Origin of the sequence: Flavobacterium enshiense DK69, assembly GCF_000498495.1 — a bacterium.
Classification (GTDB): domain Bacteria; phylum Bacteroidota; class Bacteroidia; order Flavobacteriales; family Flavobacteriaceae; genus Flavobacterium; species Flavobacterium enshiense.
Genome location: NZ_AVCS01000007.1, coordinates 31,911 through 45,083, shown reverse-complemented (window position 1 = coordinate 45,083; position 13,173 = coordinate 31,911). Strand labels below are relative to the sequence as shown.

At 39.6% G+C, this 13,173-nt stretch carries 12 protein-coding genes; 5 read left to right on the top strand and 7 right to left on the bottom strand.

Annotated elements, in window-relative coordinates:
* Position 1: 1 nt before the first annotated feature.
* Entirely contained in the window at positions 2-1,168 is a 1,167-nt protein-coding gene (locus FEDK69T_RS05030) for an iron-containing alcohol dehydrogenase (protein WP_023573072.1), read from the top strand.
* A 31-nt stretch (positions 1,169-1,199) separates the two neighbouring features.
* Here FEDK69T_RS05030 and FEDK69T_RS05025 read toward each other — a convergent pair whose 3' ends face one another.
* Entirely contained in the window at positions 1,200-2,747 is a 1,548-nt protein-coding gene (locus FEDK69T_RS05025) for a putative Ig domain-containing protein (protein WP_023573071.1), read from the bottom strand.
* Positions 2,748-3,103: 356 nt separating this feature from the next.
* Between FEDK69T_RS05025 and FEDK69T_RS05020 the strand changes: the two genes are divergently transcribed.
* Positions 3,104-4,099 (top strand): NAD(P)H-dependent glycerol-3-phosphate dehydrogenase, encoded by a 996-nt coding sequence (locus FEDK69T_RS05020; protein ID WP_023573069.1) that lies wholly within the window; start codon positions 3,104-3,106, stop codon positions 4,097-4,099.
* 126 nt (positions 4,100-4,225) lie between these two features.
* Complete coding sequence (locus FEDK69T_RS05015; RefSeq protein ID WP_035630366.1) at positions 4,226-5,200, top strand: TerC/Alx family metal homeostasis membrane protein; 975 nt, start codon at positions 4,226-4,228, stop codon at positions 5,198-5,200.
* Positions 5,201-5,261: 61 nt separating this feature from the next.
* Here the strand turns inward: FEDK69T_RS05015 and FEDK69T_RS05010 are convergent, their stop codons facing one another.
* Positions 5,262-8,057: a GH92 family glycosyl hydrolase gene (locus tag FEDK69T_RS05010; RefSeq protein ID WP_023573067.1), complete on the bottom strand. Its 2,796-nt coding sequence runs from the start codon at positions 8,055-8,057 to the stop codon at positions 5,262-5,264.
* Positions 8,058-8,222: 165 nt separating this feature from the next.
* Positions 8,223-8,630, bottom strand: coding sequence for a hypothetical protein (locus FEDK69T_RS05005; protein WP_023573066.1), 408 nt, complete (start codon positions 8,628-8,630; stop codon positions 8,223-8,225).
* 93 nt (positions 8,631-8,723) lie between these two features.
* Between FEDK69T_RS05005 and FEDK69T_RS05000 the strand changes: the two genes are divergently transcribed.
* Positions 8,724-9,179, top strand: a complete 456-nt coding sequence (locus tag FEDK69T_RS05000; RefSeq protein WP_023573065.1) for a copper resistance protein NlpE — start codon at positions 8,724-8,726, stop codon at positions 9,177-9,179.
* Positions 9,180-9,262: 83 nt separating this feature from the next.
* Here the strand turns inward: FEDK69T_RS05000 and FEDK69T_RS04995 are convergent, their stop codons facing one another.
* The 3 genes from FEDK69T_RS04995 to FEDK69T_RS04985 form a co-directional block, all read right to left on the bottom strand.
* The gene (locus FEDK69T_RS04995; RefSeq protein WP_023573064.1) at positions 9,263-10,000 is read right to left on the bottom strand and encodes a LamG domain-containing protein; all 738 of its coding nucleotides are present in this window, start codon (positions 9,998-10,000) and stop codon (positions 9,263-9,265) included.
* A 214-nt stretch (positions 10,001-10,214) separates the two neighbouring features.
* Positions 10,215-11,234 (bottom strand): phenylalanine--tRNA ligase subunit alpha, encoded by a 1,020-nt coding sequence (gene pheS / locus FEDK69T_RS04990; RefSeq protein ID WP_023573063.1) that lies wholly within the window; start codon positions 11,232-11,234, stop codon positions 10,215-10,217.
* A 100-nt stretch (positions 11,235-11,334) separates the two neighbouring features.
* Positions 11,335-11,691: a hypothetical protein gene (locus FEDK69T_RS04985; protein WP_023573062.1), complete on the bottom strand. Its 357-nt coding sequence runs from the start codon at positions 11,689-11,691 to the stop codon at positions 11,335-11,337.
* Positions 11,692-11,702: 11 nt separating this feature from the next.
* Between FEDK69T_RS04985 and FEDK69T_RS04980 the strand changes: the two genes are divergently transcribed.
* Positions 11,703-12,395 carry a CvpA family protein gene (locus FEDK69T_RS04980; protein ID WP_316949014.1) on the top strand — a complete coding sequence of 231 codons (693 nt, stop codon included), beginning with the start codon at positions 11,703-11,705 and terminating at the stop codon, positions 12,393-12,395.
* A 21-nt stretch (positions 12,396-12,416) separates the two neighbouring features.
* Here the strand turns inward: FEDK69T_RS04980 and FEDK69T_RS04975 are convergent, their stop codons facing one another.
* Positions 12,417-13,172 (bottom strand): SH3 domain-containing protein, encoded by a 756-nt coding sequence (locus FEDK69T_RS04975; protein WP_035630310.1) that lies wholly within the window; start codon positions 13,170-13,172, stop codon positions 12,417-12,419.
* Position 13,173: the final 1 nt, after the last annotated feature.

Genomic DNA, 13,173 nt, shown 5'->3' with positions numbered 1-13,173 from the left:
TATGTTAAACTTCGAATTATACAATCCAACTAATTATGTGTTTGGAAAAGAACAGATAACCAAACTCACTGATTTAGTACCCAAAAACACCAAAATCTTATTGGCTTACGGAGGCGGAAGCATTTTTAAAAACGGAATCTACGACCAGGTAAAAACGGCGCTTTCCGGTTTTGAGATAGTCGAATTCGGGGGAATCGAACCCAATCCACGCTATGAAACCCTGATGAACGCGGTGGAAATCATCCGTGCGCAAAACATAGGCTTCATTTTGGCCGTGGGTGGCGGAAGCGTGATTGATGGGGTAAAATTCATTTCGGCAGCCGTAAAATTTGAGGGCAATCCAATGGAAATCCTTAAAAAAAGAATGTCGATAAAAGACATATCGCAGGTTATTCCGTTCGGAACGGTTTTGACTTTACCGGCCACCGGAAGCGAAATGAATTCGGGTTCCGTAATCACCATCAACGAAACGCAGGAGAAACTGGCTTTTGGCGGAAGTGCCTTGTTTCCGAAATTCTCCATTTGTGATCCTACGGTAATTGAATCGTTGCCAAAAAGACAAATCCAAAACGGAGTCGTGGATGCTTTTACCCATGTGATGGAACAATATTTAACCTATACACATGATGCTTTATTACAAGACAGAATCGCCGAAAGCATTTTGCAAACATTGGTGGAAATCGGGCCAAGTGTGGTAGAAAACCCAACCGATTACAAATTGGCATCGAATTATATGTGGTGTGCAACGATGGCTTTAAACGGATTACTGAATAAAGGTGTTCCAACAGATTGGGCGACACACATGATAGGCCACGAACTGACGGCTTTATATGAAATCGATCACGCCAGATCGTTGGCCATCATAGGTCCGAATTTATACCGCGTGATGTTCGATACCAAAAAAGACAAACTCGCTCAGTACGGTGAACGCGTTTTTGGAATTCAAGGAAATTCCGTAGAAGAGAAAGCCGAAAAAGCAATTGAAAAAACAGTTGATTTTTTACATAAAATGGGAATGCTCACAAAACTTTCCGAAAACACGGCCAATTATGAAAACACGGCCGATTTTATTGTTGCCCGATTTGAAGAACGCGGTTGGAAAGGCTTAGGAGAACAACAAAACGTTACTCCTGAAAAAGTCAGGGAAATAGTGGAAATGAGTTATTAACATCTGAAAAACGCTCCATGTGGAGCGTTTTTTATTGTTTAACGATTCGAACTTCCTTTGCCCCGAAAACAGTTTTTATCTTCAACAGATAAGCTCCCTTTATAAAGGAATTAAAATCCAACGGTAAAGCAATTTTGTCATAACCAAATGTTTTAATTTTCTGCCCCAGTAAATCAAAAACGGCGATAGAAATGATGAATTCGTTGTTAGAAACGTATAACATATCGGTTACAGGATTCGGATAGAGCTTTATCGTATCCAGTCCAAAATCTTCTTTACTTAGGCTTCCAACTTCTATACTTACCACAAAGGAACTACTTCCGAATGCATTAGTGGCAGTAATAGTGTAATTAGTCATCGGGGAACTTATGGTTGGACTTCCGCTAATTACTCCGGTAACCGGATTTAGGACTAAACCATAAGGCAATTCAGGAACAACGGTATAACCATAAGTGCATATTTTTCTGATTTTATGATTGGAATAATCGGCTACATAAACTGTTCCCAAATTAGCTATGCAAACACCTGTAGGACCCTTAAAAGTTGCTGAACTTGCAGCAGCATCGCTATTTCCGGCAACTCCTGTTCCCGCAAACGTAATAACGTTCCCAAGAGAACTTATCTTTCGGATTTTATTATTGCCTGAATCGGTTACAAAGAGATTGTTTTGATCATCTGTTGCAACAATTGCCGGATGATTAAAACTGGCAGAGGCACCTAAACCATCATCAGCACCCGCAACTCCTGTACCAGCCACAGTCGTAACTTCACCCGAAACCGAAATTTTCCTTATTTTATGATTCCCGTAATCGGCAACAAAAACATTTCCGGAAGCATCTACACCTACACCAGTAGGACCGTTGAATTTTGCAACACTCACGTTTCCGTCATTTGAACCTGCGGTTGCTAATCCCGCATAGGTCGTAACCACACCTCCAGGGGTAATTTTTCGAATTCGGTGGTTGCTGTAATCAGCCACATATAAATTATCATTTGAATCGATTGCCATCCCGGCAGGGTAATAAAATTTGGCAGCAATCCCTGTGTCATCCAAAAAACCAGCAGTCCCTGAGCCCGCAAAAGTAGATATCTGGCCATCTGTGCCGATCTTTCTTATTTTATGGTTGCTTTGGTCTGAAATAAAGATGTTTCCCTGAGAATCCACTACGGCACCATCCGGGTATTTAAAAGTGGCCGAAGCAGCTGGACCGTCCACTGATCCAATTGCACCTGTTCCAGCGATTGTGGTAACGGTTCCGTCTATAGCAATTTTTCGTATTTTATGACTGCTTCGATCTACAACGATGATATTACCCATGCGATCCGGTGTAACTACGGTTGGGAGATTAAAACGTGCGGCCGTTCCCATTGCATCGGTAGCTCCGGCAATTCCGCTGCCTGCAAAAGTAGTCACCACCGGCTCAACCGGAATAGTTCCGCCCGAACTATTTGGAATTAACGGGGTTATCAGTTCATTGTTTGCAAAAACATTCGGAGTAGCATACGAAATAACGGGAGCTTGTCCGAAAACTGAAAAAACCACACCTAAACAAAAATAAATTTTAAATAAAACTTTCACCTCTTACCAATTTGTCAGGTAAAAATATAACAAAAAACGAAAGGCGCCCTGAAATTAATTCCAAGAGCGCCTTCCTCACCAAAAACAAAAAATATTAACTATTTCTAACTTTCGACAATGTATCACTACATTATCATTCTTAACCGGAGATAATAACGGGAGTCAAGTCAATTCATTGCTATCGGAAATCATAATCTAATGTTAAATTTTTAGATTGACATTCATTAGGTTAACAGCATCACAATAACACTGCAGTAAAAGCTGGTTACGGCAAAAAGCGCTAAAATTGCAAAAATCAAAGTTTTTCACTTTCATCAAATTTGAGTACTTTTGGAGATTCAAATCATGAAAAGAAAATGACTGACAACCCGAAATTTGCGGTAATTGGCGGCGGAAGCTGGGCGACAGCGATTGCAAAGATGCTATGCGTTAATCTTCCTGAAATCGCCTGGTACATGCGAAACACTTACGCTATCGAACATATTAAAATGAACAAACACAATCCGAATTATTTGAGTTCGGTGGAGTTTGACACCAATAAACTTAAGCTTACCAACGACATCAATGAGGCGGTAGCCTATGCGGATTATGTCATTTTTGCGATCCCTTCTGCTTTCTTAAAAGGAGAATTGGAAAAACTGACCGTGAGTTTGAAAGACAAAGTGATCTTTTCAGCCATCAAAGGTATTGTTCCGGAAACAAGTTTAATCGTTGGCGAACATTTTCATAAAATTTATGATATCCCGTATGACAATATCGGAGTTATTACCGGTCCGTGTCACGCCGAAGAGGTTGCCCTGGAACGCCTTTCCTACCTTACCATTGCCTGCGGTGATGATGAAAAAGCGAAGGTGATGGCAACAAATCTTAACAGTCATTACATCAAAACCAAAACTTCTGACGACATCATCGGTACGGAATATGCCGCCATGCTGAAAAACATCTATTCCATTGCTGCAGGTATTGCCCATGGATTGGGATATGGGGATAATTTCCAGGCTTTGCTAATGAGTAACGCCATCCGTGAGATGAAAAAATACATTAAGAAAGTCCACAAAATGAAACGAAACATCAATGATTCGGCATATTTAGGGGACTTACTTGTAACCGGTTATTCTATTTTTTCGCGTAATCGTATGTTCGGAAATATGATTGGAAAAGGCTATACCGTTAAATCGGCGCAAATGGAAATGAGCATGGTTGCCGAAGGATATTACGCCACTAAAAGCGCTTACAAACTTAATGAAGAGTACAAAGCCAAAACGCCTATTATTAATGCCGTTTACGACATCTTGTATGAAGGAAAAGAGCCTAAAAAGGTTTTCAAGAAATTAACCGAGAAACTGGATTAATTTTCAGATTTCTGTTTTATAAAAGTTTCAGGAAACACCGGCCCAACATTTTGATAAAAGCTTAGAAAAACATTTCTGTTTACGCAGAACCTTATTTTACTCCCGATGGAAAACAATGCCCATAAAATAGACAATTTAATTGATCATCCGGTAATTCTCACCGTATTCGCCGTGGTAATTCTAGCTATGTTATTGTTGGATTTGGGCGTTTTCAAAAAAGACCCGCATACCATCAGCAATCGGGAGGCGCTTATAGCATCGATAGTTTGGATTTCACTTGCCATGGGCTTCAGTGCAGTGATTTATCATTATATGGGAGTGGAAAAGTTTGCGCAGTTCCAATCGGCCTATTGGATTGAAAAAGCACTTTCGGTAGACAACCTTTTCGTTTTCATCATGGTTTTCGGGTTCTTCAACGTACAACGGGAACTCCACCACAAAGTACTTTTTTGGGGGATTCTCGGCGCCTTAGTCTTTCGTGCTATTTTTATTTTTACAGGCGTCGAACTTATTAACATGACCTATCTGCCGGAAATGCACATTTTCGGATATTTGGTAAAAATCAACGTTATTCTCTCCATTTTTGGGTTCTTTCTTATTTATGCCGGAATAAAATCCTGGTTTTCAGAACATGATGAGGGTGACAAGGATTTTACCAAAAGCCCGGGAGCACGTTTGGTTCACCGTTTTTTCCCTGTGAGCGAAAACTACGACGGCGGAAAATTCTTTACTGTAGAAAATGGCGTAAAAATGGCTACGCCCTTATTGGTTGTGGTGGCGGTAATCGAGTTTACCGATTTAATTTTTGCCGTCGACAGTATCCCAGCCATTTTTGCGATTGCCCCGAACGATCCTTTCATCCTTTATACTTCAAACATTTTCGCAATTTTAGGGCTTAGAGCACTTTATTTCCTATTAGCCAACTTCATGCATATGTTCAGCCGTTTGAAGTACGGATTAGCCCTTATTTTGGCTTTTATCGGAGTAAAAATGATTATTGCACCTTTCTACCATATTTCATCACCGGTTTCCCTACTGATCGTGGGTACGGTTTTGGCACTTTCGGTTCTTACTTCGCTGTTTTTCCCTGTTAAAGACTAAAATTATAAACCATAAAAGAAATTATAAAGGCGTTAGAAATTCTAACGCCTTTATAATTTAACTATCTCACGGTTATCTCATCCACAAAAATATAAGCATCTCCGCCTGCTCCTTGATGCCATTCCGGTAACTTCCCGAAGTTATATGCCTTCACTTTTACATAACGGGCCTTGGTTGCTTTGATTTTTCCGTCGAAAGCCATGACTTTTGCCTCATAGTCTTTCGCATCCAATGTATTGTTTACCGTTGCCACCAATTCGAACTTTTTGTTGTCTTTCGAAACATAATATTCCACCTTGGTCGGCATCAGAATCCAGGCACGCGTATCCTGAAGAAAACGTGCAGTAACCTCGGAAACCTCCGTTGTTTTCTTCAAATCAATCGTTGCTTCAAAATTCTGCGCCTGATAACCTTGCCAATCACCTTTGCGCCAGTTTTCGGTACCCATAACACCATCAACTAATCCCTGTGGGCCTCCTGCGTGATACTGTGCTGAATACTTCGACTTGATATCGATAGTATAATCGTTTGGTTTTTTAAAGAAAGTGGCATTTACGGTACTGCTTTTCTCTCCTCTATAATCAAGACAATACGCAAAAATGGATGTTGTTTTATCAATTTCGAAGGGCTGTGTATATTCTTTGAAATCACCATTATCAGTAAACGAATAATAAATCTTATTCCCCAAATTTGATTCCATATTTATTTTCAGCTTGTCTTTGAATGCTTTGCTTTCCGATTGAATAGTGGGAACAGTTGTAAAAGGAAAGCCATCAGGATAGTGATTTATACCACGAAAACGTTCTCTTAAATCAAACGACACATAATTTCCCTCCCCAATTTTATTATTGACAGAAACAGTTGTGAAATCATCTGTTTTAATCATAGCGTTTTTAAAAAGTGGTTCAACCGCTGTAAAAGCCTCCAGCCCCGGTGTAACAGAGTAAATCCCAAGCGAACTCAGCACATACCAGGCACTCATCTGGCCGCAATCTTCATTACCTATTAATCCGTCAGGCGTATTTTTATAGAATTCGTTTAAAATGTAATGTACTTTTTCTTTCGTTTTTTCGGGTTTATCAACATAATTATACAAATACGCCATATGATGACTCGGTTCATTACCGTGTGCATACTGCCCGATTAAACCGGTAATGTCTGCCTGTTGACGTCCGGTGGTGGCTGTCGGAGCCGAAAACAGCTCGTCCAGTTTTGCTTCAAATTTTTCCTTTCCTCCGTGAGCTGCAATCAGACCAGGGATATCCTGCGGTACAAAAAACGAATACTGCCACGAATTTCCTTCCGTAAAATTATTATTTACTTCACGGGCTTCAAACGGTTTATCCCATCCTCCATTCTTCTTGGGGCGCATAAAACCGGTTTCTTTGTCGTAAAGGTTTTTCCAGTTTTGTGAACGTTGCATGAAATACTCGAAGTCTTCATTCTTTTTCAACAGCTGCGCCATTTGGGCTATACACCAGTCGTCATAAGCATACTCCAATGTTTTGGAAACACTTTCATGTTCATCATCAATGGAAATAAACCCGTTTTTCTTATAGGCATCCAATCCCAAATGATCCAGCATGGCAGAATGTTTAGCCGCTTCAAAAGCTTTCTCATAATCAAACCCTTTGATACCTTTAACCATGGCATCGGCAATTACGGAAACAGAATGATACCCAATCATGCAATCGGTTTCGTTGGAAGCCAATTCCCATACCGGAAGCCTACCCCCTTGCTCGTATTGTTTAATAAACGTATTGATGTAATCGGAAGTACGTTTTTTATCAATCAAAGTATACAACGGATGTGCTCCACGGAAGGTATCCCAAAGCGAGAAAACCGTATAATAATCGAAGTTATCCGCGACATGAATTTTGTTGTCACGCCCACGATATTTTCCGTCTAAATCTTCGGCAATGTTAGGCTGCATCATGGTGTGATACAAAGCCGTGTAGAAAATGGCCAGCTTGTCTTTATTATCGGATGTTACTTCAATTTTAGAAAGTTCTTTATTCCAAAGTGACTCAGCATTTTTCCTTGCTTTTTCAAAATCCCAGTGCTTGATTTCGGTCATGTTCAGTTTGGCGCCTTCATAACCTGTTGGCGACAACGCCACTTTCACCAAAATAATTTCGCCTTTTTTTACGGGTTTGGAAAAACTTAATGCCAAATATTTAACAGCCTCATTATCCGAAATAAGTTTACTGTTTTTTGAATTGGTAACCTTCATCGGAACATTGAACTCGATCCGGGCAAAAACGTACTGGTCACGAGCCCAGGCTTCGCTTCTACGCAAAATTTCGATAGTTCTGTTGTCGATGATCTTTACTTCGCCCTGAAGTAATTTATCGCGGTGATTTAAATCGAGAATGATATTGGCCTGGCCATCCTTATTAAAAGTATACTTATGAAAACCAACCCTTGTCGAAGCGGTCAGGTCCACATCAATATTATGCTTGTCCAGTTTTACGGAATAGAATCCCGCAGCAGCTTTTTCGTTTTGGTGTGAGAAAGAAGAAGAATAGGCTTTAGCGTTCAAAGACGGTTTTCCCATGGTAGGCATCAGCATAATATCCCCATAATCGGAAACCCCCACGCCATTAAGATGCGTATGGGAAAAACCATAAATCACATCGTCAGAATAATGATAACCGCCGCAACCGTCCCAGCTACCGTCAATCCGGGTATCGGGTGATAATTGCACCATCCCAAAAGGCAAAGTAGCGCCGGGAAACGTGTGTCCGTGACCACCCGTACCGACAAACGGATTTACGTATTCTGCATAATTTTTATTTTGCGAAAAAGCGCTTACAGACAGTAAGGCTGTAATAAATAGAAAAGCTGTTTTTCTCATTTGGGTATTTGCTGAAAAATTTCCCTAAAGTAGGAAATATTCCAACATCCTTTCAATCCTGTTTTCAAATTTATATCCCTGAATTCAATTGTTTCAGATTCTTAAAAAACAGACTAAAATACTCTGAGAAGCTTATATTTTCTTAATGAATTGATTTGCCAGACGCTATTTTACCAACACGCCGCGTTTGTTCATAACCGGAATATCGGTCATGGCACGATCGTTAATGGTATTAGCTCTGAAAACATAACTTTTGTCGTAAAGCTTGTCGCCAATAAAGAACGTTACTAAAAACTCGTTGTTCAATTGAAGAACGTTGTTTTCCAGCAATTCGATTTTTACTGCCGAATTAGGTTCCACTTCTTTAAAAGCGTGACGGAAAGTCCCTGTTTTGCGTTCTTCCCCATTAAGCTGACCGTAAGCTCTTGTAACCACAATGGCCATTTCCAGTTTTTCATCGCCATCATTAACGAGATACGCATACCAGGAGTTTTCCATAAAATCATCATTCCATTCCTGAATGGCGGCCACATACACATTTTCCACTTTTGGTATAATAATATCTTTTTGCATAGCGTTGAAAATTAAAAGTTCGCAAATTTACTATAATATTCCGTAATTTTATTCTACAACTTTTATCGCAATCCAATTGCAAATAAAAAAGATATGAAACTACTTATTGTAACGCTGTTTTTCCTCAACATAACTGTTTTTGGCTGTGAATTCGGCAAGAAAGACGAATCGGAAGCAACTGAAAGAGAACCGGACACCACAACTGCAGTTCCGGATATGCATACTTCGGAAATTTCGTTGGATTGGGACGGAACCTATAAAGGTGTTATTCCCTGTGCGGATTGCCCGGGAATTGAAACCGAATTGACATTACACAAAGACAAAACCTATAAATTATCGGTTCTATATCAAGACAGGGAACAAAAACCGACGGTTACAAAAGGAACTTTTACCTGGGATGACACCGGAAGTATTATCAGACTGGACAAAGCCAGAACGGAAACACAGTACAAGGTCGGGGAAGGCCGATTGCTGATGCTGGATCGCAACGGAAAAGAAATTGAAAGCGCTTTAAAATCCAATTACATATTACATAAGGTCGTGAAATAAAACTGTCCCATTCTGAAAAGGAAGCCTAAGAAAGACTCAATTTCAAAATGGGACAGTTGCTTTTTTTTATGAGCGTTTCAAAATTAATAGCTCAAATACTGTACCGAATCAAACAAGGCATAATTTTGGCTTAACGGAATGTGATCCCCTATGAACGTAAGGTTTTCCATACTGCAGAAGACATTAAATTTGACTTTAGTACCATAATTCAATTGTTTTGAAGCTACGGTAGTTCCGTCAATTTTCCACTTAGCAAAATACCTGTTATTTGAAGTCAGACTCAATTCAATCGTCAAAGTATACCATTGGTTTCTTTTGATTGTTGTTTGTACAAATTGTGAAGGATTAGCCTGCGAACTCATGTATGCAATTAAATCATCGGCTTGGGCATTTAAACTTTGCCTGGTACTTTCACTACCATAGCCGATTTCGAAATCCAACTCATGCGTATCATCTTTGTAAAGGAATGCCCCAATGCTGGACATATCTCCAACTCCCATTTCCGGAACATAGACTCTCCAGGTATAAGTACCAGCACCAAAAGTCGATGTCGTTTTGACTTTAGTGCGTTCCCAGGTGTTAGGATTTGTAAACATTTTTAAATTGCCGTTCTCCAAATAATAGTTTGCCGAGCTATTCTGAGAAGCATCCTGCCACTCGTTCAGATCGTTAAATTCCCAGTTTTTAGTTATAGGGTTATTCCCTGACGGTCTCTCAAAATTTGAATTTTCATTATTCTCATTAGTATATTGTTCTTCCGTAGAACAGGAGAAGAGCGTTAACCCCATAAATAAGACGGCTATTTTTGTAAATTTTTTCATTCTTAAGATTTGATTATTAGTTTTTTGGTCTCCAAATATAAAAATTGCCAACAAATAACAAATCTTTTAAATAGGGTAACCGATTAAAATCACCCTTTATACGGCAAAAACCTGATTTTCAAAACAAATAAATAAAAAATCCGTTCTTTTCAAACTTTTGAGCATTACTAAAAATAAAAAACAAAAAAAGGCTGTCTTCTGACAGCCTTAAATTTTATATACTTGATTTGAATTGTTCCAAAAAGCGAACATCGTTTTCGTAGAACATTCGGATATCTCCAATTTGGTACAACAACATCGCAATACGCTCGATTCCCATACCAAAAGCGAAACCGTTATATTTGTTAGCATCAATACCACAATTATTCAAAACGTTAGGATCTACCATTCCGCAACCCATGATTTCCAACCAACCTGTTCCTTTAGTGATTCGGTAATCGGTTTCAGTTTTCAATCCCCAGTAAATATCCACTTCGGCACTTGGCTCGGTGAACGGGAAGTAACTCGGACGTAAACGAATTTTCGATTTTCCGAACATCTCTTTTGTGAAATACAACAAGGTTTGCTTTAAATCGGCAAACGAAACATTCTGGTCGATATACAAACCTTCAACCTGATGAAAAATACAGTGTGAACGAGATGAAACCGCTTCATTACGGAAAACACGTCCCGGTGAAATCGTACGGATCGGCGGTTTGTTTTCTTCCATATAACGTACCTGAACTGATGAAGTGTGCGTGCGCAACAATACATCCGGATTACTCTGAATGAAGAACGTATCCTGCATGTCTCTTGCCGGATGGTATTCCGGAAGGTTCAAAGCGGTAAAATTATGCCAGTCGTCTTCAATTTCCGGACCTTCAGAAACATTGAATCCGATGTTGGAAAAAATATCGACAATTTGATTTTTTACGATGGAAATAGGATGACGTGAACCGACAACCAAAGGCTCGCCAGGACGCGTCAAATCACCGTAAACACCACCGGCAACTTCCTTGCTTTCCAAGGCTTCCTGAATGGTTTTTACTTTATCCTCGGCAGTTACCTTCAGCAAATTGATTACCTGACCAAATTCTTTTTTCTGGTCGTTCGGTACGTTTTTAAACTCGGCGAAAAGGTCTTTCAACAAGCCCTTACTTCCCAAAAACTTGATTCGGAAAGCCTCTAAGGTTTCTTTATTATCAGTAGTAAAAGACTGTGCTTCACCAATGTATTCTTTAATCTTGTCTGTCATCGTCATTCTGTAATTGGATGCAAATTTAGGAAAAAGTTAGAAGTTAAAAGTCAGAAATCAGAAGTTTTAGGTCTGAAATCTGTGTTCTTTCATCTGATTACTATTCAATAAGCTGTTTTTCCAGAAAATAATTCACTATCGCTTCTTTCATCAGCACCGATTGTTCTCCGGCTTTCAACGGTGGAAGCTGCTCCTTAACCTTGTAATGCGGCCAGCCGTCGTTGTCGAAAAATTCAAATTCGTAGTAACCGTAAGGCTCCAACAATCGGCAAATGGCGATATGCATCAGGTTTACCTTTTCATCCTTTTTGAAAGTCTTGTTGAATTGCCCTAATTCCTGAACGCCTATCAGATAAATTATAGCATCCAAATCCAATATTTCGCCATCGGCAAATTGATTGGAAAGTATTGTGACCACTGTTTCCCAGCGTGATTTTAATTGTTCGTCTCTTGACATTTTTTGAAATTATGAGTTATGATATATGGGTTATTAATCCATACACCATAAAATTGCGTTGCAAAGATAGTGAGTTGTACGACGAGAATTATACTTTTAACTTATCCCTTATCCCTTTTTACTTTTCACTCACACCTCTTTTACGCCTGTTCTTCTATCTTTGCGCTTTATTATATTCTCTTGTTATGGGTTTTATTGATATTGTGTTGGCCGCTTTTCTGGTATTTGGATTGATTAAAGGTATTCGCAACGGACTTTTCGTTGAAATAGCTTCACTGATTTCACTTTTCATCGGAATCTACCTTGCCATTAAATTTTCGTATGTGGCCCGCTCTGCAGTTGGCAGCGTGGTATCTTGGTCACCAAAAACCATTCAGGTTACCGCTTTTATTTTGACATTGATAGCCGTTGTGGTTGCCATTCATTTGTTAGCCAAAGTATTATCCGGCGTAGCAAATATGACCTTTATGGGATGGCTCAACACCATAGGCGGCGGACTCTTTGCAACGATAAAAACGATTTTACTTTTAGGTGTTGTTTTGTGCCTGTTCCAGAAAGTGAACATCAACAATATGATGGTTTCCAAAGAAACCCAGGATGAGTCACTGCTTTTTAATCCGATACTGAAAACTTCTGAATTTTTATTGCCTGTCTTAACCGATTGGTTCAACAATTTAAAAGAAGGCGCTATAAAAAGTTCATAGAGACTGTCTACTGAAAACTGATTACTGTTCGCTGGATTTCAACTCACGAATCGCATCTTTTTCAATCCAGCCTTCGGTTTCATCGGTTAGCTGGATTTTTCGCCATTTTTCGCGATCCTCTAAAACAAAAACTTTAGTCCCTTCATGTAATACGAATGCTTCTGGACCTGAAGCCATAGGCTCGCTTTTTACTGAAATTACTTCTGCAAACACGATAGCAGGGCGTTCCTTATTGTAATTGTTTCGTTCAGTTATAGCCGAAGCGACACTTATCAGTATAACCACCAAGGAAAAAATCATCGCAACAAAAAACGAACGTTTCACCAAAGAAGTAGCACCAAAATAATAGCCGATGAAAAACAACAGAAACAAAGCCGAGAAACCTGTGGCAATTCCAGCCCAGGTATCATAATGGAATACATCCAAAAGGTCGCTCAACATTTTCGAAAAGCCTACCTCAGGAACCACTTTTATTTCGTCTATCGCCATTTTTTGGGCGAATTTCAGATTGGTCTGGATTTCTGTATCGTCGGGATTCAGCAACAGCGCTTTTTCGTAATTGTAAATTGACGGCGCCACCTTATGTAGTTTGTAGTAGGTATTTCCCAGATTGAAATACAATTCAGCCGACTGTTCTCCCGATTTCAGGATTCCCTCATACAAAACCACGGCTTCTTCGTATTTCTCTTTTCGATACAATTCGTTTCCTTTCTCAAAAGCGGATTGGGCAAAAATGGCCTGAGAAACCAATAAAACTATAAAGAACAACTTTTTCATC